Raw genomic sequence first — 24,281 nt, 5'->3', positions numbered from 1 at the left:
CCCCACGCGCCGCCCCACGCGGTGCCGCGAATCCCGGTGCCCCGGTGAGGTTCAGCCGACCCTGACGTAAGTTCGACCGATGGGGTCCCACCGATGAAGCACGCCCGATGACCGACGGCACCGGCAGGATCCTCGTGGTGGGCGCGGGCATCGCCGGGCTGGCCACCGCCGCGGCCCTGCAGCGCGACGGCCTCCCGGTCACGGTGGTCGAGGAGCGCGCCGAGGCCTCCTCCGGGGCGGGCATCAGCATCTGGCCCAACGCGCTGGCCGCCCTGGACGAGATCGGCCTGGGCGATGCGGTCCGGGACGCCGGCGGTCGCGTCACCGCCGGGGCGGTGCGCTGGCGCGACGGCTCCTGGCTGCGGCGGCCGGCCCCGCACCGGATCGTCGGCGCCCTCGGCGAGCCCCTCGTGGTGGTGCAGCGGTCCAGGCTGCGCGACATCCTGGCCGGCGCGCTGTCCCCGGGCACCGTGCGCTACCGCACCGCGGTGGCGGGGCTGCAGCTGACCGCCGACGGCGTGCGCGTTTGGTTCGACGCGGACCGCAGCGGCCGAGACCGCACCGTGTCCGCGGTGATCGGGGCCGACGGCACCAGATCGGTCGTCGCACGCCACCTCAACGGCGCCCTGCCCGACCGCTATGCCGGCTACACCGCCTGGCGGGGGGTCGCGCGGTTCCCGCTGGACCCCGACCTGGCCGGGGAGACGCTGGGACCGGGCTGCGAGGTCGGACACGTCCCGCTGGGTGCGGACCGCACGTACTGGTTCGCCACCGAGCGCGTCGCCGAGGGCGCCCGCGCCCCGGGCGGTGAGCTGGCCTATCTGCGCACCAAACTCGCCGGCTGGGCCGATCCGATCCCGGCCCTTCTGGCGGCCACGCCGGCGCCGGAGGTACTGCGCAACGATCTCTACGACCGCGCCCCGGCGCGGCAGTGGGCCCGCGGGCCGGTGGTCGTCGTCGGCGACGCGGCCCATCCCATGCGCCCCCACCTGGGCCAGGGCGGCTGCCAGGCCATCGAGGATGCCGCGGTGCTGGCGTGGTGCCTGCGCAGACAGGCGGACCCGGCCGCGGCCTTCGCCCGCTTCGCCGAGCACCGACGACCGCGGGTCGACGCCCTGGTGCGCGAGTCCCGCCTGATCGGGCGCGCGATGAATCTGCGGCCCGCCTGGCTCGGCGGCCTGGGGAGCCGGGCCACGGCGTTGATCCCCGAGGCCGCCGTGACCGGTCATCTGGCATCCATCGCGGCCGGGTCGGCGTTCCGCCTACCGGGTGACCACCCGTCCGCGCAGTAGGACGATCTGAGCCGGAAAACCACAGAAACACACGGTGCCGGGCCCACCGGGCCCGGCACCGTGTGTGGAGTTGTGGTCGGCCTCGGCCGGGGTCAGCCGCGCCGGCCGCACACCGGCCAGGCGCCGATGCCCTGGGTGCGCAGGACGTTCTCCGCCACGCGGATCTGCTCGGCCCGGCTGGCGTTGTGCGGGGACCCGCTGCCGCCGTTGGCGCGCCAGGTGCCCATGGTGAACTGCAGGCCGCCGTAGTAGCCGTTGCCGGTGTTGATCGACCAGTTACCGCCGGACTCGCAGGCAGCGACCGCGTCCCAGTTCACGCCGTCGGCGTTGGCGGTGGCCGCCGAGACCGACAGGGACGCGGCCATCGGCGCCGCGACGAACGCGCCACCGATCGCGGCCATGGTGAGCTTCTTCCGGAGGTTCTTCAAGATGTCTTCCTTTCGCCACGCACGCGCCGGCCACGACTCACCCACACGGGTGGATGTGGGTGACTGCCTTGTCTTGGGCCAAGGCACAGGCCGGAGCGTGCCGTCTCGGTCGGGCACGCCGGGGAAGGCAGCGTCTGCCCCGCCGGAGCATGGGTCCGGCGGCCGGTCGAGGTGCCCGCGGGCCCCTGTCGACCGTTCCCCTCGCACGCAGGGTTCGCGGTCTGAACTTGTTTGCTCCCGCTCGGGGATCGATTGAAAACGTACAAACCCTTGGGCCATTAGTCACATCTCGGTGACGGCGTATATCGGTTTGATAACGGAGCGATCACGACCGCGCGAATCCACCATTCATGCAGGTCATCGCCGGACGTAGGGATCGGGGTTGCGGGTGTCGCCGACGCGATATTCGTGAGCCAAATCACCACTATTTTGTGAGGTGGGACACGGAAAAACGGGTACCGCGAATCGGGCTGTGCACTAAGGCCATTCATCTGGGCACCGCACGGGCGGTGTCGCGGCTGTGAACGGTGTGGCGCCTGAATACGCCTGTGGTGCCACCCTCTCGCGGCGGGTCCGGGTATTCGCCACGGTCGATATTCAGCGATTCCCAGAATGTCCCAAGGAGAAACACCTGTACCATCACGCGGTATTACGGTGCCATCACCACGGCCCGAACGCCCCGGTGCGCCGCACACCCGCACCGTCCCCGCTCCGGCGCACCTCGACATCCACGAGCGATACACCAATACTCTTGCCGTGGTACATCTTTCGGGCTCCAATGGCGGATCCCGCCCGGGCCGCACCGGCGCCCGGTTGCCAGTCGGGCGCTCGACGGTCAGCAAACGCCAATACGGCTTTGCCACAGCACCGTTGCGAGTCGCGGCACCGGCTGCACACACCGCCGCAATCCTGAAATAGCTGGTGCACAACATCTTTCGTGCCCGCCAGGCGCAGCACAACCGTGCCGAAAGTCGGTTCCGGCCGCGAAAACTATTCGAATTGCCCTGTAGCGAATTTGCTGGGGATTATTTCAGACGAGCTGTTCGGCGGTGTTGACGTTGGTCAGCGCGGCCGAGGGCGCCATCACCACCCGTTGGGTCTGGACCTCGTCGGTCAGCGCACGCATGCTGCGCCGGCCCGCGGCCACCAGCTCGTCGACGCGCTCCCACAGCTCGGTGCGGTAGATCCCGGCCAGGAAGTGATCGCGGCCGTCCCAGGGCACGACGATCTCGGCGCCGTCGTGGGCGGCCAGCTCGTCGATCAGTTCCGCGGTCATCAGCGGCATGTCCACCGCGCAGACGAAGGCCCGCTCGCATCCCGCCTCGGCGGCGGCGCGCAGCCCGCGTCCGGCGGCCAGCAGCGGCCCGACCCCACGCACCTCGTCGCGCAGCACGGTGGCCGGCAGCTGCGGCAACGTCTGACCGGGGGCGGCGATGACGAACACGGGGTCACACCGCTGGGTGACCGCCGCCACGACGTGTTCCACCATCGTCCTGGACCCGGCCGGGCCCGCGTAGACGGCGGTGGCCTTGTCCCGGCCCATCCGGCGGGAGGCCCCGCCCGCGAGCACCACACCGGCCAACGAGGAGGACATGGCCGTAGAGTACGCCGGCCCGCGGCCAGCTCCTAGCGAGGCGCTACTCGACCGTCCACGTGTCGCGTCCGCGCAGCAGCGACTGCAGAGCGTGGGTGTCGTGCGGGATCGTCTCCATGGCCGACGCGACCTGGGAACGGGCCGCGTCGTTGTATGTCGGACGGCTGACCTGACGGAAGACCCCCATCACGGTGTGGTCCAGGTTCTGGTCACTGAGCCGCGACAACGCGAAGGAGTAGGCCGGATCGGCCAGGGCGGCGTCGTGCACCACGATCTCCTCGGCCGAGACGTCGGCGGTCTTGGCGACCTCCAGCCCGAAGCCGTTGCGCACCACGCAGTATTCGCCGTTGGCCCCGAACGTGATCGGCTCGCCCTGGTGGACGCGGATGACCCGTTCCTCCGAGCCCTCCTTGCGCAGCAGATCGAAGGAGCCGTCGTTGAAGATCGGGCAGTCCTGCATGATCTCGACGACGGCGGCACCGCGGTGGGCGGCGGCGGCCCGCAGCACCTCGGTCAGACCGGCCCGGTCGGAGTCCAGCGCACGGCCGACGAAGGTGGCCTCGGCACCCAACGCCAGCGACACCGGATTGAACGGGTAGTCCAGCGAGCCCATCGGCGTCGACTTGGTCACCTTGCCGACCTCCGACGTCGGGGAGTACTGCCCCTTGGTCAGGCCGTAGATGCGGTTGTTGAACAGCAGGATGGTCAGGTTGATGTTGCGGCGCAGCGCGTGGATCAGATGGTTGCCACCGATCGACAACGCGTCGCCGTCGCCGGTGACCACCCAGACCGACAGGTCCTCGCGGGCCAGCGACAGGCCGGTGGCGATGGTCGGCGCGCGGCCGTGGATGGAGTGGAACCCGTAGGTCTCCAGGTAGTAGGGGAACCGGCTGGAGCAGCCGATACCACTGACGAACACCATGTTCTCGCGCCGCAGGCCCAACTCGGGCAGGAAGTTCCGGATGGTGTTGAGGATGACGTAGTCACCGCACCCGGGGCACCAACGGACCTCCTGGTCGCTGGTGAAGTCCTTGCCCTTCTGCGGTTGGTCGGTGGTGGGCACTCCGCTGGTCTTGGACAGACCCGGTGTCAACCCGAGGTCGACGCCGGTGATGCTGTTCATCAGGTCGGTCATGCGTCAGCTCCTACGCCGCTGTACTCGACGGTGGCCGCGGCCAGCCGTGCGAACTTGGCTTTGTCACGTTCCTTGTCGGCCAGCGTGCCGTCCAGCGCGGAGGCGATGATGTCCTCGACCTCGTCGGCCAGGAACGCCATCCCCTGCACCTTGGTCACCGACTGCACGTCGACCAGGTATCGGCCCCGCAGCAACAATGCCAGCTGGCCGAGGTTCATTTCCGGGGCCACCACCATGCGGTAGCGCCGCAGCACCTCCCCGAGGTTGGCCGGGAAGGGGTTGAGGTGGCGCAGCTGTGCGTGCGCGACCTTGACGCCCCGGCGCCGGGCCCGCCGGCACGCCTCCCCGATGGGGCCGTACGAGCTGCCCCACCCCAGCAGCAGCAGCTCGGCGTCGCCCGTGGGGTCGTCGACCTCCAGATCGGGCACCTTGATGCCGGCCACCTTCTCCTGTCGCAGCCGCACCATCAGGTCGTGGTTGGCCGGCTCGTAGGAGATGTTGCCGGAGCCGTTGGCCGACTCCAGTCCGCCGATGCGGTGCTCGAGCCCGGGGGTGCCGGGCACCGCGAACTGGCGGGCCAGGGTCTCGGGGTCGCGCGCGTACGGCTGGAAGGGCTCACCGGCGTTCGCGAAGGTGTGCGCGATCGGCGCGTATCCCTCGATGTCGGGGACGCGCCAGGGCTCGCTGCCGTTGGCGATGGCGCCGTCGGAGAGCAGCAGCACCGGGGTGTGGTAGGTGACGGCGATGCGCACCGCCTCCACCGCGATGTCGAAGCAGTCCGAGGGCGAGCGCGGGGCCAGCACGGCCACCGGCGACTCGCCGTTGCGGCCGAACATCGCCTGCAGCAGGTCGGCCTGTTCGGTCTTGGTCGGCAGACCGGTCGACGGGCCGCCGCGCTGGACGTCGATGACCACCAGCGGCAGCTCGGTCATCACCGCCAGGCCGATGGCCTCGGACTTCAGCGAGATGCCGGGCCCGGAGGTGGTGGTCACACCCAGCGCACCGCCGTAGGCCGCGCCGATGGCGGTACCGATGCCGGCGATCTCGTCCTCGGCCTGGAAGGTCAGCACGTTGAAGTTCTTGTGCTTGGACAGCTCGTGCAGGATGTCCGACGCCGGGGTGATCGGGTAGCTGCCCAGCACCACCTGCAGGTCGGCCAGCTGCCCGGCGGCCACGATGCCGTAGGCCAGCGCGGTGTTGCCCGAGATCTGGCGGTACTCACCCGGCGGCAGCTTGGCCGGCGCGACCTCGTAGGTGGTGCCGAACGCCTCGGTGGTCTCGCCGTAGTTCCAGCCGGCCACCAGCGCCAGGACGTTGGCCTCGGCCACGTCGGGCTTGCGCGCGAACTTCTCCCGGATGAAGGTCTCGCTGGTCTCGATCGGCCGGCCGTACATCCACGACAGCAGGCCGAGCGCGAACATGTTCTTGGCGCGCTGGCCGTCCTTCTTCGATGCGCCGATCTCCTCGACGGCGCCGAGGGTCAGCGTGGTCATGGGGACGGCCTGCACGACGAAGTCGGACAGTTCCTCGGTCTCCAGCGGGTTGGCCTGGTAGCCGACCTTGGCCAGGTTGCGTTTGGTGAACTCGTCGGAGTTGGCGATCACCAGCCCGCCGCGCGGCAGGTCGCCGATGTTGGCCTTGAGCGCGGCCGGGTTCATCGCCACCAGCACGTCGGGACGGTCACCGGCGGTGAGGATGTCGTAGTCGGCGATCTGGATCTGGAACGACGACACCCCGGGCAGGGTGCCCTGGGGTGCGCGGATCTCGGCCGGGTAGTTCGGCTGGGTGGCCAGGTCGTTGCCGAAGAGCGCCGCCTCGGAGGTGAAGCGGTCACCGGTGAGCTGCATGCCGTCACCGGAGTCACCGGCGAAACGGATGACGACCTTCTCGAGCTTCTGCCGAGGGGCCCCGGTCTGTGCGCCATTGAGTCCGGGTCCGCTGGGGTCGCTGGGGCCGCCCGGAGTCGCGCCGTCGTTCGGACTCACGTCCCCGCCTTTCCTCGATTCTCGGGTGGTCCCTGGCGCTGCCTGACGACCACGCCCCGCGACCACCGAAATGCTGTCAATTCCGGGTACCCCGCCGCGCACCGAAATCGGCGGCGGTCCCGCCGGACGCGCCGCAGATGACGCCCGCTCAGAGTTGATGTCACTCGGAGTACCGATTATTGCACTTCTCTTAGGGGGACCTGAACTGCGAGGTCCGTCGACACGCCGCCACTTCGAGCAGAAATGTGCAGATCAGCGCCGTGCTGCAGGCCCACCTGAGACATAACTGTGGTTTTCGTCACTTTTGCGGACAGGTTAACTCTAAGAGCCGGGGCCTACGCGCGAGTAACTTCGCATCACCCCTGCTGAGCAGTCGCTCAGCGCTGCCTCCTCAGGCCGGGATGTTGTGCGGAGTCACGATCTGCACCGGCACCGGCCGCGGCGACTCGGGCGGCAGCGCGCCGCGCTCCTGCAGGATCGTGCGCAGCGCCAGCCGGGCGTCGGCCCGCAGATCCTCGGCGCCGAACCGGCCGGGTCCGGTCCACTGGCCGATGTCCTGAGCAGTGTGGCCCATCTTCGCGATGTGGTCTCCGATGTGGTCTCCGGTGTGCCGGCATGACACCCCCGCATCGGGGTGCTGGCCGGAGCCCGGCGACCGTCCGTGGGAGCGGACACCCCGCCGGCACGATCGGGAATCCACATTCCCTGCGCACCAGGGGAATTGGCGGAATATCGGGCTAGCGGTCGATCAGGGTGGTGTCGAAGTAGTACCGCGAGGCGCGGTAGACGTGGCTACCGCACTCGACGATGCGGCCCGAGTCGTCGAAGGCGGTGCGCTGCATCGTCAGCAGCGGCGCCTTGGGCTTCTCGTCGAGCAGCCTGGCCTCGTCGCGATCGGCGGCCCTGGCACCGATGCGCTGTCGCGCCAACCGGATGTGCACCCCGCGGGACCGCAGCGCCTGGTAGAGACCGGCCCGCTCGAGCTCCTCCCGGTCGGGCGCGAGCGCGGCGGGCAGGTAGTTGGCCATCACCGCCAGCGGCTGCCCACCCGAGATGCGCAGGCGACGCATGGTCACCACCTCGCTGGCGGGCGCCAGATTGAGCTGCTCGGCGACGTCGTCGGGCGCCGGCCCGATCTCGTAGCCGAGCACCCGGGTCGCCGGTTCCTGCCCGGCCCGCGCCAGATCGTCGAACAGGCTGGTCAGCTCGACGGGCCGGTGCACGGGGGTCTGAACCACCTGCGTACCCACCCCCCGCTTGCGCACCAGCAGGCCCTTGTCCACCAGTTCCTGGATGGCCCGGCGGGTGGTCGGCCGGGACAGATTGAGCCGGTCGGCCAGCGCGAGTTCGTTCTCGAACCGGTCCCCGGGCTTGAGCTGGCCGTCCAGCATCGCCTTCTCGAACGCCTGCGCGGCCTGGAAATACAGCGGGACCGGACTCGAGCGATCGAGCTCGACGGGCACCATCGTGGTGGTCAACCTCGCTCCGTTCGGTCAGGGCGGCCACTGAGCCCCCGCACAGCAGTGCGATCCAGCCTACCGTGCTATGTCTACAAGTGAGAATGTCAGAACAAAGTCGTGACAGGATGTGGTGGTCGGAGCACAGTCGTTCTCGACGGCGCCGGCCGACACCTTCGCCACCCGGGTCAGCGCGCCGGTCCTGCGGGAGCTCGAGTGGCCCGACTCCGGGGACGTGACCGTCAACGACGCGTTCAAACCGCTGTCGCGGTGCCGATCCCGATGACCACGTCGGCCTCCGACGCCAGCGCGTTGGCTGCGGTGGAGTCCACCCAGCGGGCCCACCGGGGCTACCCCGACTGGAAGAAGGTGCAGCGCCCGCTGATCCGCCCGTCCGACCGCTGACCCCACCCCGGGGTGGCGCCGAAGCCGCAGGTTCTGAACACGTTTCGCGAGTAGGGTCGCCAGAACCTGCAGTCTCGGCGAGTGTCAACGCATTTCGCCATTGCCGTCCCGTCACGAACACGGCTCGCTACGCTGCGCCGACATGGCAAGCGAACGGGAATTCTCGATGATCTCGCGGCGCGGCTTCCTCAGCGGGGCGTCGGCCGCGTCGGCATTGGCGGTGCTCACCGCCTGTTCCTCGGCCGGCGACGGCGGACCGGCCACCCCGGCGGCGGGCTCGACCCCGCCGGCCGGACTGCCGAGCCAGGACGAATGGGCGGCACTGCGAGAACGGGTCGGCGGCCGCCTGATCGCCGTCGATCCCCCGCTGGCCCCCTGCCGCGCCGACGCATCCAGCGACGCGTGTTCCTCGGTGCTGACCAACCTCAAGAATCCGTTCTGGATCGAGGAGCAGCCCGGCGCGCTGCAGACCAACGGCTACCTCGACGCCTGGGAGAACCAGGTCAGCCCGTACGCCGTCGCGGCGCAGAACGCCGACGACATCGCGGCGGCGGTGAACTTCGCCCGGGACAAGGGCGTGCGGCTGGCCGTCAAGGGCACCGGCCACGACTACCTGGGACGCAACAACGCGGCCGACTCGCTGCTGGTGTGGACGCACAACATGCGCGATGTCGGCTTCGACCCCGAGTTCCGGCCCGCGGGGGCGAGCCCCGACACCCCGCCCACCCCGGCGGTCAGCGCCGCCGCGGGAGCGCGATGGCTGGAGGTCTACCAGACCGCCACCGCCCACGACGTCTACGTTCAGGGCGGCGGGTGCACCTCGGTGGGCGCCTGCGGCGGGTTCACCCTCGGCAGCGGGTTCGGCAACTTCTCGAAGCGCTTCGGCAGCGGCGCCGGGGGCGTGCTGGAGATGGAGGTGGTGACCGCCGACGGCCAGGTGCGCACCGTCAACGAGTACCAGGACAGCGACCTGTTCTGGGCGCTGAAGGGCGGTGGCGGCAGCACCTTCGGCATCGTCAGCCGCATCACCTATCTTGCCCACCCGATTCCGCAGACCGTCGGCGCGTTGAGCGGCACCATCACCGCGGCCGGAGAGGACGCATTCCGCGAGCTGCTGGGCCGCTTCGTCAGGTTCTTCCCCACCCTCACCGACGGGTCCTGGGGCGAGCAGATCGCCATCCAGCCCGAGAACACCCTCGACCTGTCGATGGTCTGGTTGGACCTGACCACCGAGCAGGCGCGCGCGGTGTGGGAGCCGTTCACCGCGGCGCTGCGGGCCGACGGGGTCGCCGAGGTCGATCTGGACTTCAGCACCCATCCCTTCCGGGACCTGTGGAATCCCGAGTACTGGGAGCGGGTCGAGCCCGGCCTGGTCACCCTCGACCCCCGTCCCGGGCAGCCGCCCGCGCAGTTCTGGTGGACGAGCAACCAGGGCGAGGTGTCGCAGTTCATCGTCACCTATCTGTCCCGGTGGATCCCGCAGGGGATGTTCCGCGACACCCCCGACGATCTCACCGACACCCTGTTCGCGGCGACGCGGCTGGCCCGGGTCACCCTGCACGTCAACAAGGGGCTGGCCGGGGCGTCGGAGGAGGTGCTGGCGCGCGAACGCAGGACCAGCCTCAACCCCGCCTGCCTGGATGCCGCCGCCTTCGCCACGGTCGGCTCGCGCCAGCAGACCGCCTACCCCGGGGTTCCCGGCCACGAGCCCGACCTCGATGCGGCGCGCAGGGACGCGGAGGTGACCAACAGGGCGATCGGGATCATCCGCGCGGCGACCCCCGGCGCGGGCACCTACTCCAACGAGGCCGACTACTTCGAACCGGACTGGCAGCAGACGTTCTGGGGGCCGAACTACGAGCGGCTGCTCGCGATCAAACGCAAAGTCGACCCCGACAACCTGTTTCACGTCCATCACGGCGTCGGCAGCGAATAGCCGCCTCCCGACTCAGGCACGCACCCGGCGGCGCAGCGTCAGCGTGTCGAACTCTCGGCCGTACTCGTCGACGGCCACCACGTCCATCTCACTGACGAGCCGGCCCGGCCGCACGTCCACCCGGATGAAGGCGTAGTCGAGAAACCGCACCCGCGACCACCCAACGGCCTCCTGCTGCTTGTCCCCGTCGGCGGTCCAGACGTAGCTGTTGGGCACGAACGTATCGGGGATCTCGTGGCCGCGGTAGGACTGCAGCTCACCGGGCGCAAAGGTGTAGCGCGGTCGCCCGCCACTGCCCACGGTGTAGTACAGGGTGCCTTCGGTCTCGGGATGGACCGTCGCGTAGTCGGCGGCCACGGCCGTCGGTGTCCCGGCCCGAATCGGGTCCGAGCGCTCGAAGGCGTGGTTGTGGCCCTGCAGCACCAGGTCGACGCGGTAGCGGTCGAACAGCTCGCACCACGCCGCGCGCACGCCGCCGTCGCTGGCGTGCGCCTCGACGGTCGAGTAGGCGCAGTGGTGGAAGAAGCAGACGATGAAGTCGACGGCGGGGTCGGCGCGGTGCGCGGCCAGCCTCTGGGCCACCCAGGTGTTCTGTGCGCCATGGGAATACCCGGTGTTGGCGGTGATCTCATAGCTGACGTCGTTGGCGTCCAACGACAGCACGGCGACATTGCCGTAGACGAACGAGTACACCGACGGACACGGCGCCGGGCCGTTGTCCGGGAAGTCCAGGCGCGCCAGATGTCCGCCGTAGCCGTGAACGGGGTAGGCGGCCTCCATGTCGTGGTTGCCGGTGGCGAACATCCACGGCGTCGTCGACGCGCTGGCTTCGATCGACCCCAGGTAAACGTCCCACACGTACGGATTGAACCTGTCGAAACCGCTGGGGCTCTTAGCTCCCGACGGCACGAACATCGGCGACCTGCCCATGCCGGAGGGGTCGGCGTAGGCGATATCCCCGGCGAGCACGTGGAAGTCGGGGCGCGACGCGATGATCTGACGCAAGACGTTGTCGGTGTGCGGCACGGCGGGGTCGTTGTCGGGCTTGTAGTACTTGTCGTCGTAGTCGCCGGGTGCCAGACCCGGTGGCAGCAGCGGGGTCTCGTCGGTGCCCTGATCCCCCATCATCGTGAACCGGAACGGCGCCAGCGCGTCGCGTGCGCTCGGCATGGCGGTGGACGCCGAGACGATGTCGCCGACGAAGCCGTCCTGGGTGCGCCACCGGTAGAAGTGCGGTGTGCGGCCGGCCAGCCCGTCGACGGGCGCGTGGGCATAGAACTGTTCGGCGGCCAGCACTCCGCCGCGGCTGTCGGGGATCTGGGTGATCAGGTTGCGGATCTCGGCCTCGGTGCTCGCTCCCAGGGCCGGGGTGGGTCCGTGGTCCAGGAAGACCCTGACATCGCCGGGATTCCCGGACAGCTGTGCGGCGAACCGCAGTTGGCTGGAGGCGTCGGCCCCGTACCCGACCCGGCGGTTCGCCACTGCCAGGGGGGCGTCCTGCGCGTAGGCGCGGCGACCGAACGGTGAGACCCCCACCGCGGTGACCGCCGCCAGGGCCGCCGACCCGCGCAGGAAGTTGCGCCTCGACACGGGGTGGCGACGCAGATAGGACCGGTGCCACTCGTGCTGTTCGGCCATGGTCATACGGCCGGCCAGCTGTGGCGGGATGCCGGTCTGGGGAACATCCCCCGGGGCGCTCGGGCGCGGTGTGGGCACCATTGGATAGTGGCGCAGGCCCGGCGGCGCGTCCGCGCGGGGTGCCGAACGATCGGGGAATTCGGCGTGAACATTCAGGCGTGGGTCAGGCGGAGCCCATTCGGCCTCTGGCCGGCCCCGAGATCGGGGCCGGCCAGAAGTTCGCTCGGAGGTCGAAGCTCAGAGGATGTAGAGCATCTCCTGGTAGGTGGGCAGCGACCACAGGTCGTCGGCGACGGTGCCCTCCAGGCTGTCGGCGGCCGCCCGGACGGCCTCCATCAACGGCAGCAGGCTCTGGGCATGCTTGGCCTCCTCGACGGCGGAATCGCCGCCGTGGGTGCCCATCGCCGTCTTGAGCGCCGCCAGCGCGCCGGAAAGCTCCGAGACGGTCGTCGACACCGACGTCAGCGCGGCCATATCGGGCTCGACACCGGCCGCCTTGAGCGCCGCCACGTTCTGCGCCAGCTCGGTCTGGTAGCGGATCGCCGCGGGCAGGATCACCGTCGAGCCGAGTTCCAGGGTCAGCTTGGCCTCGACACCGACGGTCAGGGCGTAGGTCTCGTAGCGCACCTCGACACGGCTGTGCAGCTCGCGGGCACTGAAGACGCCGTATTTCTCGAACACCTCGATGGCTTCCGGCGTCGCGAGCTCCGGGATGGCGTCGATGGTGGTCTTGAGGTTCGGCAGGCCGCGCTCGGCGGCCTCGATCTGCCAGTTCTCCGAGTAGCCGTCACCGTTGAACACCACCGCGCCGTGCTCGGTGATGATGTCGGTGAGCAGCTTCTGCACCGCGGAGTCGAAATCCTCCCCGGCGGCGACGGCGGTCTCCAGCACGGTGGCCATGTAGTCCAGCGAGTCGGCCATGATCGTGTTCAGGATGATCATCGGCACGTTGATGGTCTGGCCCGAGCCCGGGGCGCGGAACTCGAACCGGTTGCCGGTGAACGCGAACGGGCTGGTGCGGTTGCGGTCGCCCGGGTCGGTCGGCAGGTCCGGCAGGGTGTCGACGCCGATGATCATCGAACCCTTGCCCTTCGACGACGTCGCCGCGCCCTTGGCGATCTGCTCGAACACGTCGGCCAGCTGCGCGCCGAGGAAGATCGAGATGATGGCCGGCGGCGCCTCGTTGGCGCCCAGGCGATGATCGTTGGTGGCCGACGCCACCGACACCCGCAACAGGCCGGCGAACTTGTGCACGGCACGGATCACCGCGGCGCAGAACACCAGGAACTGGGCGTTCTCGTGCGGGGTGTCACCGGGCACCAGCAGGCTGCCGAACTGCGAGTTGCCCATCGAGAAGTTGACGTGCTTGCCCGAACCGTTGACGCCGGCGAACGGCTTCTCGTGGAACAGACACTCCATGCCGTGCTTCTGCGCGACCTTGCGGAACACCGTCATCAGCAGCTGCTGGTGGTCGGCGGCGATGTTGGCGCGCTCGAACATCGGGGCCACCTCGAACTGGCCGGGGGCCACCTCGTTGTGCCGGGTCTTGGCGGGAATGCCCAGCTTGAAGAGCTCGCGCTCGGTGTCCATCATGAACGCCAGCACGCGATCGGGCACCGCGCCGAAGTAATGGTCGTCGAACTCCTGGCCCTTGGGGGGTTTGGCGCCGAACAGGGTGCGCCCGGCGTTGATCAGGTCGGGCCGCGCCAGGAAGAAGTGCCGGTCGACCAGGAAGTACTCCTGCTCGGGACCGCAGAACGACACGATGTGGTCGAAGTTCTTGTGTCCGAACAACGTCAGGATGCGCGCGGCCTGCGCGCCCATCGCCTGCTGGCTGCGCAGCAGCGGGGTCTTGTAGTCCAGCGCCTCACCGGTCATCGAGACGAAGACCGTCGGGATGCACAGCGTGTTGCCGTTCGGGTTCTCCAGGATGTAGGCCGGGCTGGTGACGTCCCAGCCGGTGTATCCGCGGGCCTCGAAGGTGCTGCGCAGTCCGCCCGACGGGAAGCTCGACGCGTCGGGCTCGCCCTGGATGAGGGTTTTGCCCGCGAACTCGGCCAGAGTCTGCCCGTCGGAAACCGGCTCGAGGAAGCTGTCGTGCTTCTCGGCGGTCAGGCCCGTCATCGGGTAGAAGACGTGGGCGTAGTGGGTCGCGCCCTTCGACAGCGCCCAGTCCTTCATCGCCGAGGCCACCGCGTCGGCAACCGCCGGATCGAGCTTGGCCCCCTTCTCGATGGTCGCGACGACCGACTTGTAAACCGACTTGGGCAGACGCAGCTGCATCTCGGCCTTGGTGAACACGTTCATCCCGAAGATCGATCCCGGCGGCTCGGCCGGATCGAAGGTGAACGCCGGTGGCTCGTAGGACTCGACGTTGTTGATCGCCTGCAGCCGGGCAGCATTTCCGCTCAATGGACTTCCTTATCGTGCTTATCGTGCGCTGGACCGCGGAGTTCGCGGAGATTCGACCGACCCACACTAGGAACGTTCGATGGCAAACCTGTTACACCGACGTCAACGGCATAATGCGGCGGTTACGGGCGCTGGGCCCCGCCTCAGCGCACAATGACCGCACAGTGACCATGCCGCGACCGAACCAATGACGAAAAAATGACCACACGAATGACCGGGCCGCAGGCATGGGGCTGGGACGGCTAGCTAGGACGGGGGTGGCGTCCACCCTCACGTAGCAAACAGATCGAATCGAGACGGTCCGAGCGCCGACAGGAGGTATTGTGACCCAGGTCACTGAACTCGCGTCCCTGTGACCTGCGTCGCCCCGCGTCCCTGACCACGCCAGCAGAGCCGCGTAGGCCGGCCACCCCCCGACGGGCGGACCGCTTCAGCGGAACGTTCGCCCCGATTAAGGTCGCAACTCTGTTATATGGTCTAATCGGTTCCGTGACACGGGTCGGTAGGGTAATGCAGCGATGAAGAAGGGACGGCGGGCTCGAGAGGCCTGCGGCCGCCGCCGTCCCACCCTCGACAACACATCGACCGCCCGTTAGCTGAGAGACCGACGCCTCCAGGAGGTTTCCCATTTTCAAACTGCTTAAACGAGTGTGGATACCGCTGGTCATCGTGATTGTGGTGGTCATCGCCGGCTTCACCGTCATGCGGATCCGCACCTTCTTCGGCAGTGGCGACAACACCGGCGGCTCGGTCGTGTTCGCCGACACGGAGCCGTTCAATCCCAAGGTCGTCAAGTACGAGATCTGGGGTGACGGCTCCTACGCAGACATCAACTACCTCGACCTCGACGCGAAGCCGCAGAGCGTCAACGGGGCATCGCTGCCCTGGACGCTGACGCTGGAGAGCACCGCCCCGTCGGTCTTCCCGAACGTCGTCGCGCAGGGCGACGGCAACACGATCACCTGCCGGATCACCGTCGACGATGAAGTCAAGGACGAACGGACCTCGACGGGCCTCAACGCCCAGACCTTCTGCTTGGTGAAATCCGCATGAGCGAACACACGAACAACGCCCCCACCGACGCGCTGCCGGTCGACAAGCACTCCCGGCCGTCGGGGATCGCCAAATGGATCCGCCGGCTGGCGATCCCGATCATCCTCGCGTGGGTTGCCGTGATCGTCGTGCTCAACGTCATCGTCCCGCAGCTGGAGACGGTTGGGCAAATGCGCTCGGTGTCGATGACCCCCGATCAGGCGCCCTCGATGATCGCCATGAAACGGGTCGGCGAGGTCTTCGACGAGTTCAAGTCCAACAGCTCGGCGATGATCGTGCTGGAGGGCCAGCAGCCGCTGGGCGACCCCGCGCACGCCTACTACGACGAGCTGATCAAGAAGCTCGAGGCCGACACCAAGCACGTCGAGCACGTCCAGGACTTCTGGAGCGATCCGCTGACCGCCTCGGGCGCCCAGAGCGCCGACGGCAAGGCCGCCTACGTGCAGGCCTACCTGGCCGGTAACCAGGGCGAGGCGCTGGCCAACGAGTCGGTCGAGGCCGTCCAAAACATCGTCAACAGCGTGCAGCCGCCCCCGGGCGTCAAGGCGTACGTGACGGGCCCGTCGGCGATCGCCGCCGACCAGCACATCGCCGGCGACCGCAGCATGAACATGATCGAGGCGCTGACGTTCACCGTCATCATCGTGATGCTGCTACTGGTGTACCGGTCGATCATCACGGTGATCCTCACGCTGCTGCTGGTGGTGCTGTCGCTCTCGGCGGCGCGCGGCGTCGTGGCGTTCCTCGGTTACTACGAGATCATCGGCCTCTCCACGTTCGCCACCAACCTCCTGGTGACGCTGGCGATCGCGGCCTCGACCGACTACGCGATCTTCCTGATCGGGCGATATCAGGAGGCGCGGGGCGCCGGGGAAAGCCGCGAACGCGCCTACTACACCATGTTCGGCAGCACGGCCCACGTCATCATGGGCTCCGGTCTGACGATCGCCGGCGCGACGTTCTGCCTGCACTTCACGAACCTGCCGTACTTCAAGTCGCTGGGCATCCCGCTGGCGGTCGGCATGACCACGGTGGTGCTGTGCGCACTGACGCTGGGCGCCGCCATCATCACGGTGGCCAGCCGGTTCGGCAAGACCCTGGAACCCAAGCGGGCGATGCGGGTCCGCGGCTGGCGCAAGGTCGGCGCGGCGGTGGTTCGCTGGCCGGGACCGATCTTGGTCGCCACGATCGCGCTGTCGCTGGTCGGCCTGCTCACGCTGCCCGGCTACCGCACCAACTACAACGACCGCGACTACCTGCCGGCCGACCTGCCGGCCAACGTCGGCTATGCCGCGGCCGACCGGCACTTCCCGCAGGCCCGGATGAACCCCGAGCTGCTACTCGTCGAGACCGACCACGACCTGCGCAACTCGGCGGACTTCCTGGTGATCAACAAGATCGCCAAGGAGATCTTCGACGTCCCCGGTGTCGGGCGGGTGCAGGCCATCACCAGGCCGCAGGGCACGCCGATCGAGCACACCTCTATCCCGTTCCAGATCAGCATGCAGGGCACCACCCAGAAGATGAACCAGAAGTACCTATCCGACCGGATGAAGGACATGCTGGTCCAGGCCGATGACATGCAGACCACCGTCGACACGATGGAGAAGATGAACTCCATCACCAAGGAGATGGCGGCGACCACGCACAGCATGGTCACCAAGATGGAGAACATGACCGTCGACGTCGCCGAGCTCCGCGACAACATCGCGAACTTCGACGACTTCTTCCGGCCGCTGCGCAACTACTTCTATTGGGAACCGCACTGTTACGACATCCCGGCGTGCTGGGCGATCCGGTCGATCTTCGACACCCTCGACGGTATCGACACCATGACCGACGACATCCAGGATCTGCTCCCGGACATGAAGCACCTGGACACCCTGATGCCGCAGATGGTCGCGCTGATGCCGTCGATGATCGACACCATGAAACGCATGAAGGACATGATGCTGACCATGTATGCCACGCAGAACGGCATGCAGCAGCAGATGGAGGCCATGCAGGAGAACTCGGAGGCCATGGGACAGGCCTTCGACGCCTCGAAGAACGACGACTCGTTCTACCTGCCGCCGGAAACGTTCGACAACCCGGACTTCAAGCGCGGCATGAAGATGTTCCTGTCGCCGGACGGCAAGTCGGTGCGCTTCATCATCAGCCACGAGGGCGACCCGATGAGCCCGGAGGGCATCAAACACATCGACGCCATCAAGGAGGCCGCCAAGGAGGCGATCAAGGGCACCCCGCTCGAAGGCTCCAAGATCTACCTCGGCGGGACCGCGTCGACCTTCAAGGACATGCAGGAGGGCGCCAACTACGACCTGATGATCGCCGGTATCGCCGCGCTCGGGCTGATCTTCATCATCATGCTGATCATCACCCGCAGCATCGTGGCCTCGGCGGTGATCGTGGGCACGGTCGTGCTGTCGCTGGGCGCCTCGTTCGGCCTGTCGGTGCTGGTGTGGCAGCACATCATCGGCCTCGAACTGCACTGGATGGTGCTGGCGATGGCGGTGATCGTGCTGTTGGCCGTCGGCGCGGACTACAACCTGCTGCTGGTCTCCCGCATGAAAGAGGAGATACACGCCGGGCTCAACACCGGCATCATCCGGGCGATGGGCGGCAGTGGCTCGGTGGTCACCTCGGCCGGCCTGGTGTTCGCGTTCACGATGATGTCGATGGCGGTCAGCGAACTGGCGGTGATCGGGCAGGTCGGCACCACGATCGGTCTGGGCCTGCTGTTCGACACACTGGTCATCCGGTCGTTCATGACGCCGGCGATCGCGGCGCTGCTGGGCAAGTGGTTCTGGTGGCCGCAGAATGTCCGCCAGCGCCCGGTGCCGGCGCCCTGGCCGTCACCACCCAAACCCAAGGACGAAGCCTCGGTCTGACCGGGCGGCAAAGAGTCGGGACACCATGCAGCACAACACATCTCATCGTTCGCCAACCCAGGAGGCATGCTCATGACCTCGATCAGGACCGCGTTCTCGGCATTGGCCGTCGCCGGCGGGCTCACCGCGGCGGCGCTGGGACTGGGTGCCGCAACCGCCGGCGCGGAGCCGCCTCCCCCGCCGCCGCCCGCGATGGGTGAGGTGCCCCCGCCCTGGGCGCCGCCGAAGCCCGCCGAGTTCTGGGAGGGCCAGCCCGTCGTCTGGATCTCGGGCTGGGGCGGCCGTTGGGGTGTGTGGATCAACGGCGGGTTCATTCCGCTGACGTCGAATCCGGTGACCGGCGGGGGTTAAGCCCGAGCCCGATCGGCGGCGGGGCTCACTCCGCGCGACGGGTCAGAATCTGCGCCTCGTCGTCGGTGACGGCGATGGTGTGTTCGCTGTGGGCGGTGCGCGAACCGTCGGCCGACCGGATGGTCCAGCCGTCGGGGTCGTAGACGATCCTGTCGGTTCCGCGGGCGAACCAGGGCTCCAGCGCCAGGGTCAGGCCGGGCCGCAGTACCAGGCCGCGGCCGGCGCGCCCCCGGTTGGGGACGTGGGGGTCCTCGTGCATGGTTCGGCCGAGCCCGTGGCCCCCGAACTCCGTGTTGACCGGGTAGCCGTAGTCCGCGGCGACCGAGCCTATCGCCGCGGAGATGTCTCCGAGACGGTGACCGGGGCGCGCAGCGTCGATGCCGGCCGCGAGTGCGCGTTCGGTGGCCTCGATCAGGCGCCGGTCTTCGGCGCGAGGCATGCCGACGATCAAGCTGCGCGCCGAGTCTGCCACCCAACCGTCGATGGACACCGCGATATCCATGCTCAGCAGATCCCCGTCGCGCAGCACGTAGTAGTGCGGCAGGCCGTGCAGCACCGCATCGTTGACGGACAGACAGATGACGTTCCGGAAGGGGCCGGAGCCGAAGGACGGCGCGTAGTCCCAATAGCAGGACACCGCGCCGCGACGGTCGATCAGCGTCCGGGCCCGGTGTTCGAGGTCGAGCAGGTTCACCCCTACCCGCGCCCGCGATTGCAGGTCGTCGAGTATCTCGGCGACGAAGGAGCCGGTTGTCCGCATCGATTCGATCTCCCGCGGCGTCTTCAACTCCACCATGCGCGTGCTCCACATCCTCGCCGAAACCGGTATAGAAATACCAGACTAGCGGGAGAGTTCGGTATTTTCATACCGGTGTGACGTACTCTGTTCGCATGGTGCGATCCCCCTTGACGCCGCAGCAACGCGCCGACGGCAAGCGCTTCGGCGCCTACCTTCGCCAGGCCCGCGGCGACCGTACGCTCGCCGAGGTGGCCGAGGCGGCGTCGATCTCACCCGAGACGCTCCGCAAGATCGAGACCGGAAGATTGGTCACTCCCGCGTTCACTACGGTCGCCGCGCTTGCCGCCGTTCTCGACATCGCCCTCGACGACCTCGCGCGCATCTGCCTGCCCGACCCGAACGTTCAGAAGGCCGGCTAGCACCTCGACCGGACGCGTCGGCCGAACGCGACCGACCGCCGAAGGCGGCCAGCGCCACCCAAGGGAAACGGACCCGCCGTCAGATCACGCGGGTGGTGGAGGAGCCGGCAGCATCCAGGTCCACACGGTGGGATCGGTGGCCGGGTACTCGTGGCAGACATCGGTCGCGTGGGCGACGACACCCTTGTTGTTGAAGAAGAGCTTGGCCCAGTTGCCCCAGTGGGTGGCCATCTGCTCGTAGTACACGTTGGTGGCGGTGTTCTCCGAGTACTGCCGACGGGCCGGGTAGTCCAGCGAGAAGAACCAGGCGATCCGGTCGCGCGCGCCCTTCTGCACATCGGCGGGTCGGTTGTTGTAGTCGATCATGTACCGCTCGTAGTACACCGGGCTGGTGTCACGGGCGGCGGCCATGTACTGGTCGAGGGTGCAGGTGGTGTGCAGCATCCGGTTGGGAATCGGATAGTCCTCGGTGGCATCGGCGTGGGCGACGCCGGGCACGGCGGCCAGGCCGGCGCTGACGGCCAGCGCGACCGCGCCCGCCCGCAGCCGTCCGGTGAATCGCTTGGTGTTAGCCATGTTGTCTCCTGGTGGCTCGGTGGGTCAGGCGCCCTGTTCGGCGGGCAGCGCCGGCCCCGTCGCGGCCGGTGGCGCCGCCGCGGGCCCGCCCGCGGCGTCCTGGAGCACGTACTGCTTGTCCGGGCAGTAGGTGGGGATCGAGAGGCCGAGGAACTGCCACGCCTGCTCGGTGGTGCTGTCCCTGTCCAGCTGCATCGACACGAACTTGGCCGAGGCGTAGGCGTCGGCGTCGAGCCCGCGAGCCAGCCGCTTGCACGCGATCTTGCCGATCCAGGCGTTGTAGTCCTTCTGACCGTAGATCCCGTGGATGTGCAGCGCGTTGTTGAAGTCGGTGTCCGGATCGGCCTGTGCGGTTCCGGGGGCCGCCAGAGCGAAGGCGGCGGCCGCGCCGGCGATCGCGATCATCGCACGTTTCATGTGGATGATCTTAGCCCGTCTAATTCTGATTGGCACACCCCCTTCGTACCCGACTGTCGGCCCGTGGTGTGTGTTCTTGGACTCAGTCGCCGCCCACAGAGTCGCCGACGCCCACACCACCGGCCGACTCCTCTGACGTCCTTGCTGGACTCGTCCCTCGCCGACTTCGTCGCCGACCCCCACACCACCGGCCGACTCCTCGCGGACTCGTCCCTCGCCCGCTTCGTCGCCGACCTAGGCTTGAACCCATGGGCACCCGGCGACACCCCGACCACGACATCGACGCGTCGTTCTACGAGCACGCCGTCGTCACCTCGGGCCGTGAGCACGAGGCCGCCGGCGTCCGGGCCGTGCTGGTGTCCATGCAGCGCGGGTTCGAGGAGATGGGCCCCGTCCGCACCGCGGCCACCCTGGCCCGGCTCAACCAGCGCCACGGCTTCGACTGCCCCGGCTGCGCCTGGCCGGAGGAGCCCGGCGGCCGCAAGCTCGCCGAGTTCTGCGAGAACGGCGCCAAGGCGGTGGCCGAGGAAGCCACCAAACGCGTCGTGACGCCGGAGTTCTTCGCCCGCCATCCGGTCTCCGAGCTGGCCGGCCAACCCGAGTACTGGCTGTCCCAGCAGGGCCGGCTGACCCATCCGATGGTGCTGCACCCCGGCGACACCCACTACCGCCCCATCGACTGGGACGGGGCCTACCGGCTGATCGCCGACACCCTGCGCGGCCTGGCCGGTCCCGACGAGGCGGTGTTCTACACCTCCGGGCGCACCAGCAACGAGGCCGCGTTCCTCTACCAGCTGCTGGTGCGCAGCTTCGGCACCAACAACCTGCCGGACTGCTCCAACATGTGCCACGAGTCGTCGGGCACGGCGCTGTCGGAATCGATCGGCATCGGCAAGGGATCGGTGTCGGTGCTCGACGTCGAGCACGCCGACTGCATCCTGATCGCCGGGCAGAACCCGGGCACCAACCACCCGCGGATGCTCTCGGTGCTGGAGAAGGCCAAGGCCAACGGCGCCCGGATCATCGCCGTCAATCCCCTACCCGAGGCCGGGCTGATGCGGTTCAAGGATCCGCAGAAGGTGCGCGGCGTCCTCGGCGACGGCGTCGCGATCGCCGACGAGTTCGTCCAGATCCGTCTCGGCGGCGACATGGCGTTCTTCGCCGGGCTGGGCCGGCTCCTGCTGGAGGCCGAGGACTCCGCCCCCGGCACGGTGCTCGACCGCGAGTTCATCGACGCGCACTGCGCCGGATTCGACGAGTACGAACGACAGACCCGCGCGGTGGATCTCGACACTGTCGTCGAGGCCACCGGGATCGGCATCGAGCAGCTGCACCGGGTGGCCCGGGCCCTGATCGGGTCCCAGCGCACGGTGTTCTGCTGGGCGATGGGCCTCACCCAGCACCACCACGCGGTCGCCACCATCGGCGAGGCCACCAACCTGTTGCTGCTGCGCGGCATGATCGGCAAGCCCGGCGCCGGGGTGTGCCCGGTGCGGGGGCACTCCAACGTCCAGGGCGACCGCACCATGGGCATCTGGGAGAAGATGCCGGAGAGCTTCCACGCCGCGCTGGACCGCCGCTTCGGCATCACCACCCCCCGACAGCACGGCTACGACACCGTCGACGCCATCCGCGCGATGCGCGACGGGCGCGCCTCGGTGTTCATCGGCATGGGCGGCAACTTCGTCTCGGCGATCCCCGACACCACCGTCACCGAGAACGCGCTGCGCAGCTGCGCACTGACCGTGCAGATCTCCACCAAGCTCAACCGCAGCCACCTGGTCACCGGGCGCAGCGCCCTGATCCTGCCGACGCTGGGACGCACCGATCGCGACGTGCAGGCCGGCGGCAAGCAGATGGTCTCGGTCGAGGACTCGATGTCGATGGTGCACCTGTCCCGCGGCGCCCTGCAGCCACCCAGCGAGCACCTGCGCAGCGAGGTGGCCATCGTCTGCGAGCTCGCCCGCGCCCTGGTGGGGCCCGACCACCCCGTGCCCTGGGAGGGGTTCGCCGCCGACTACGACCGCGTCCGCGACGCGATCGCCGACGTGGTGCCCGGCTGCGCGGACTACAACATCCGGGTCCGCCGGCCCGACGGGTTCCAGCTTCCCCACCCGCCGCGCGACGCCCGCGAATTCCCCACCCACACAGGCAAAGCCAATTTCGCGGTGAACCCGCTGGAATGGGTGCCGGTCCCCCCGGGGCGCCTGGTGCTGCAGACGCTGCGCAGCCACGACCAGTACAACACCACCATCTACGGGCTCGACGACCGCTACCGCGGGGTCAAGGGCGGACGACGGGTGGTCTTCGTCAATCCCGCCGACATCGACGCGCTGGGGCTGTCCGAGGGGGCCCGGGTGGACCTGGTCTCCGAGTTCCCCCGCGCCGACGGCACCACCGAGGAGCGGCGGGCCGAGGACTTCCTCGTCGTCGCCTACTCGACGCCCGTGGGCAACGCCGCGGCCTACTATCCCGAGACCAACCCGCTGGTGCCGCTGGATCACGTGGCGGCCAAGTCCAACACCCCGGTGTCCAAGGCCGTCGTCGTCCGGCTGGACCCGGCCCCGCCGTCGCGTTCCGAAGGTGGGCCGTGGGCCGGGTGACCGCACGCCGGCGGGTCAGCCACCTGACCGCCGACGCCACCGCCGACCGGCCCGAGACGCTCGTCGTCGAGGAGCCGCTGGAGATCCGTGTCAACGGCCGGCCACTGACCGTCACCATGCGCACCCCCGGCTCGGATGTCGAACTGGCGCAAGGCTTTCTGCTCACCGAAGGAGTGATCTCCGCACGCGACGACGTGGTGTCGGTGCGCTACTGCCGGGGGGCCACCGAGGACGGCGGCGGCGCAGCGCAGAACACCTACAACGTGCTGGACGTGACCCTGGCCCCCGACGTTCCGGCGCCCGAGACCGATGTGACCCGCAACTTCTACACGACGTCGTCGTGCGGTGTGTGCGGCAAGGCCTCGCTGGAGGCGGTCCGCCTGATCAGCCGCCACGCCCCCGGCGACGACCCGTCGACCGTCGCCGCCGAGACGCTCTCGGCGATGCCCGACCGGCTGCGCGCCGCGCAGAAGGTGTTCGCGCGCACCGGCGGACTGCACGCCGCGGCCCTGTTCGGCACCGACGGCGCCGAGCTGGTGGTGCGCGAGGACATCGGCCGGCACAACGCGGTCGACAAGGTGATCGGGTGGGCGCTGGAGAATCGCCGGGTCCCGCTGAGCGGCACGGTGCTGCTGGTCAGCGGGCGCGCATCGTTCGAGCTGACGCAGAAGGCGGTGATGGCCGGCATTCCGGTGCTGGCCGCGGTGTCGGCGCCCTCGTCGCTGGCCGTGGACCTGGCCGGCCAGTCCGGCCTGACGCTGGTGGCCTTCCTGCGCGGTGAATCCATGAACGTCTACACCCGGGCGGACCGGGTCACCCGTAACTAGCCCAGATTTTTCGCGGAATGTCGGCTGTGAGGGTGTGTAGATAAGCGAAAGTGCCTGTCCTGCAAGGGATAATTGGACTTCTCTAGGGTTCAATCATCCTGACGGGAAGGCACCTCGCGAGTG

General features: G+C 68.7%; 20 protein-coding genes and 1 pseudogene. 10 read left to right on the top strand and 11 right to left on the bottom strand.

Features of this window, described 5'->3' with window-relative positions; translation table 11 throughout:
* Positions 1-107 precede the first annotated feature (107 nt).
* Positions 108-1,292, top strand: a complete 1,185-nt coding sequence (locus CSR00_RS20275; protein WP_099024224.1) for an FAD-dependent oxidoreductase — start codon at positions 108-110, stop codon at positions 1,290-1,292.
* A 92-nt stretch (positions 1,293-1,384) separates the two neighbouring features.
* Here CSR00_RS20275 and CSR00_RS20270 read toward each other — a convergent pair whose 3' ends face one another.
* From CSR00_RS20270 to CSR00_RS20245, 6 genes and pseudogenes are all read right to left on the bottom strand, one after another.
* Positions 1,385-1,720, bottom strand: coding sequence for a transglycosylase family protein (locus CSR00_RS20270; protein ID WP_328514743.1), 336 nt, complete (start codon positions 1,718-1,720; stop codon positions 1,385-1,387).
* A 1,030-nt stretch (positions 1,721-2,750) separates the two neighbouring features.
* Entirely contained in the window at positions 2,751-3,314 is a 564-nt protein-coding gene (gene mobA / locus CSR00_RS20265; protein ID WP_099024223.1) for a molybdenum cofactor guanylyltransferase, read from the bottom strand.
* A 43-nt stretch (positions 3,315-3,357) separates the two neighbouring features.
* Positions 3,358-4,449 carry a 2-oxoacid:ferredoxin oxidoreductase subunit beta gene (locus tag CSR00_RS20260; RefSeq protein ID WP_099024222.1) on the bottom strand — a complete coding sequence of 364 codons (1,092 nt, stop codon included), beginning with the start codon at positions 4,447-4,449 and terminating at the stop codon, positions 3,358-3,360.
* The gene (locus CSR00_RS20255; RefSeq protein ID WP_407662488.1) at positions 4,446-6,434 is read right to left on the bottom strand and encodes a 2-oxoacid:acceptor oxidoreductase subunit alpha; all 1,989 of its coding nucleotides are present in this window, start codon (positions 6,432-6,434) and stop codon (positions 4,446-4,448) included. Before CSR00_RS20255 ends, CSR00_RS20260 begins: the two co-directional genes overlap by 4 nt.
* Positions 6,435-6,825: 391 nt before the next feature.
* A pseudogene (locus CSR00_RS20250) lies at positions 6,826-6,951 on the bottom strand (LacI family transcriptional regulator); the annotation flags it as partial.
* A gap of 220 nt (positions 6,952-7,171) precedes the next feature.
* Entirely contained in the window at positions 7,172-7,900 is a 729-nt protein-coding gene (locus CSR00_RS20245) for a GntR family transcriptional regulator (protein WP_099024241.1), read from the bottom strand.
* Between the two features lie 124 nt (positions 7,901-8,024).
* Here CSR00_RS20245 and CSR00_RS30725 point away from each other — a divergent pair, with 124 nt between their 5' ends.
* The 3 genes from CSR00_RS30725 to CSR00_RS20240 all read left to right on the top strand — a co-directional run bounded on the left by CSR00_RS30725 (position 8,025) and on the right by CSR00_RS20240 (position 10,232).
* A complete protein-coding gene (locus CSR00_RS30725; RefSeq protein ID WP_176562160.1) occupies positions 8,025-8,177 on the top strand; it encodes a hypothetical protein in 153 nt (50 codons plus the stop codon).
* The gene (locus CSR00_RS31590; protein WP_281259743.1) at positions 8,174-8,296 is read left to right on the top strand and encodes a hypothetical protein; all 123 of its coding nucleotides are present in this window, start codon (positions 8,174-8,176) and stop codon (positions 8,294-8,296) included. Before CSR00_RS30725 ends, CSR00_RS31590 begins: the two co-directional genes overlap by 4 nt.
* Before the next feature lie 142 nt (positions 8,297-8,438).
* Positions 8,439-10,232, top strand: a complete 1,794-nt coding sequence (locus tag CSR00_RS20240; protein WP_099024221.1) for an FAD-binding oxidoreductase — start codon at positions 8,439-8,441, stop codon at positions 10,230-10,232.
* A 12-nt stretch (positions 10,233-10,244) separates the two neighbouring features.
* On the opposite strand, the gene CSR00_RS20235 is transcribed toward CSR00_RS20240, so the two are convergent.
* Both CSR00_RS20235 and CSR00_RS20230 read right to left on the bottom strand, forming a co-directional pair.
* The gene (locus CSR00_RS20235; RefSeq protein WP_099024220.1) at positions 10,245-11,951 is read right to left on the bottom strand and encodes a metallophosphoesterase; all 1,707 of its coding nucleotides are present in this window, start codon (positions 11,949-11,951) and stop codon (positions 10,245-10,247) included.
* Between the two features lie 156 nt (positions 11,952-12,107).
* On the bottom strand, positions 12,108-14,282 hold the full coding sequence (locus CSR00_RS20230; RefSeq protein ID WP_099024219.1) for a glutamine synthetase III family protein: 2,175 nt from the start codon (positions 14,280-14,282) through the stop codon (positions 12,108-12,110).
* A 627-nt stretch (positions 14,283-14,909) separates the two neighbouring features.
* Between CSR00_RS20230 and CSR00_RS20225 the strand changes: the two genes are divergently transcribed.
* From CSR00_RS20225 to CSR00_RS20215, 3 genes are all read left to right on the top strand, one after another.
* On the top strand, positions 14,910-15,335 hold the full coding sequence (locus tag CSR00_RS20225) for an MmpS family transport accessory protein (RefSeq protein WP_099024218.1): 426 nt from the start codon (positions 14,910-14,912) through the stop codon (positions 15,333-15,335).
* Positions 15,332-18,226, top strand: coding sequence for an MMPL/RND family transporter (locus CSR00_RS20220; RefSeq protein WP_099024217.1), 2,895 nt, complete (start codon positions 15,332-15,334; stop codon positions 18,224-18,226). Before CSR00_RS20225 ends, CSR00_RS20220 begins: the two co-directional genes overlap by 4 nt.
* A 72-nt stretch (positions 18,227-18,298) precedes the next feature.
* Positions 18,299-18,577 carry a hypothetical protein gene (locus CSR00_RS20215; RefSeq protein WP_176562161.1) on the top strand — a complete coding sequence of 93 codons (279 nt, stop codon included), beginning with the start codon at positions 18,299-18,301 and terminating at the stop codon, positions 18,575-18,577.
* A gap of 25 nt (positions 18,578-18,602) precedes the next feature.
* Here the strand turns inward: CSR00_RS20215 and map are convergent, their stop codons facing one another.
* Positions 18,603-19,373 carry a type I methionyl aminopeptidase gene (gene map, locus CSR00_RS20210; protein WP_099024216.1) on the bottom strand — a complete coding sequence of 257 codons (771 nt, stop codon included), beginning with the start codon at positions 19,371-19,373 and terminating at the stop codon, positions 18,603-18,605.
* 95 nt (positions 19,374-19,468) lie between these two features.
* Between map and CSR00_RS20205 the strand changes: the two genes are divergently transcribed.
* Positions 19,469-19,735 carry a helix-turn-helix domain-containing protein gene (locus CSR00_RS20205; RefSeq protein ID WP_099024215.1) on the top strand — a complete coding sequence of 89 codons (267 nt, stop codon included), beginning with the start codon at positions 19,469-19,471 and terminating at the stop codon, positions 19,733-19,735.
* An 84-nt stretch (positions 19,736-19,819) separates the two neighbouring features.
* Here CSR00_RS20205 and CSR00_RS20200 read toward each other — a convergent pair whose 3' ends face one another.
* Together CSR00_RS20200 and CSR00_RS20195 are read right to left on the bottom strand one after the other, a co-directional pair.
* Complete coding sequence (locus CSR00_RS20200) at positions 19,820-20,311, bottom strand: DUF5078 domain-containing protein (RefSeq protein WP_099024214.1); 492 nt, start codon at positions 20,309-20,311, stop codon at positions 19,820-19,822.
* Positions 20,312-20,335: 24 nt separating this feature from the next.
* Positions 20,336-20,728 carry a DUF732 domain-containing protein gene (locus CSR00_RS20195; protein ID WP_099024213.1) on the bottom strand — a complete coding sequence of 131 codons (393 nt, stop codon included), beginning with the start codon at positions 20,726-20,728 and terminating at the stop codon, positions 20,336-20,338.
* A gap of 248 nt (positions 20,729-20,976) precedes the next feature.
* Here CSR00_RS20195 and CSR00_RS20190 point away from each other — a divergent pair, with 248 nt between their 5' ends.
* Positions 20,977-23,331, top strand: coding sequence for an FdhF/YdeP family oxidoreductase (locus CSR00_RS20190; RefSeq protein ID WP_099024212.1), 2,355 nt, complete (start codon positions 20,977-20,979; stop codon positions 23,329-23,331).
* Entirely contained in the window at positions 23,319-24,158 is an 840-nt protein-coding gene (fdhD, locus tag CSR00_RS20185) for a formate dehydrogenase accessory sulfurtransferase FdhD (protein WP_099024211.1), read from the top strand. Before CSR00_RS20190 ends, fdhD begins: the two co-directional genes overlap by 13 nt.
* Positions 24,159-24,281: the final 123 nt, after the last annotated feature.

Origin of the sequence: Mycolicibacterium palauense (assembly GCF_002592005.1) — a bacterium.
GTDB classification, from domain to species: domain Bacteria; phylum Actinomycetota; class Actinomycetes; order Mycobacteriales; family Mycobacteriaceae; genus Mycobacterium; species Mycobacterium palauense.
This window is presented reverse-complemented; position numbering and strand designations above follow the sequence as displayed.

Coding starts and splice junctions, on each gene's coding strand:
- CSR00_RS20240 (WP_099024221.1), top strand. CDS start 8,439: ATGGCAAGCGAACGGGAATTCTCGATGATCTCGCGGCGCGGCTTCCTC.
- CSR00_RS20275 (WP_099024224.1), top strand. CDS start 108: ATGACCGACGGCACCGGCAGGATCCTCGTGGTGGGCGCGGGCATCGCC.
- CSR00_RS20235 (WP_099024220.1), bottom strand. CDS start 11,951: ATGGTGCCCACACCGCGCCCGAGCGCCCCGGGGGATGTTCCCCAGACC.
- CSR00_RS20260 (WP_099024222.1), bottom strand. CDS start 4,449: ATGACCGACCTGATGAACAGCATCACCGGCGTCGACCTCGGGTTGACA.
- CSR00_RS20190 (WP_099024212.1), top strand. CDS start 20,977: ATGGGCACCCGGCGACACCCCGACCACGACATCGACGCGTCGTTCTAC.
- CSR00_RS20245 (WP_099024241.1), bottom strand. CDS start 7,900: ATGGTGCCCGTCGAGCTCGATCGCTCGAGTCCGGTCCCGCTGTATTTC.
- CSR00_RS31590 (WP_281259743.1), top strand. CDS start 8,174: ATGACCACGTCGGCCTCCGACGCCAGCGCGTTGGCTGCGGTGGAGTCC.
- map (WP_099024216.1), bottom strand. CDS start 19,373: ATGGTGGAGTTGAAGACGCCGCGGGAGATCGAATCGATGCGGACAACC.
- mobA (WP_099024223.1), bottom strand. CDS start 3,314: ATGTCCTCCTCGTTGGCCGGTGTGGTGCTCGCGGGCGGGGCCTCCCGC.
- CSR00_RS20200 (WP_099024214.1), bottom strand. CDS start 20,311: ATGGCTAACACCAAGCGATTCACCGGACGGCTGCGGGCGGGCGCGGTC.
- CSR00_RS20220 (WP_099024217.1), top strand. CDS start 15,332: ATGAGCGAACACACGAACAACGCCCCCACCGACGCGCTGCCGGTCGAC.
- CSR00_RS20195 (WP_099024213.1), bottom strand. CDS start 20,728: ATGAAACGTGCGATGATCGCGATCGCCGGCGCGGCCGCCGCCTTCGCT.
- CSR00_RS20215 (WP_176562161.1), top strand. CDS start 18,299: ATGACCTCGATCAGGACCGCGTTCTCGGCATTGGCCGTCGCCGGCGGG.
- CSR00_RS20205 (WP_099024215.1), top strand. CDS start 19,469: ATGGTGCGATCCCCCTTGACGCCGCAGCAACGCGCCGACGGCAAGCGC.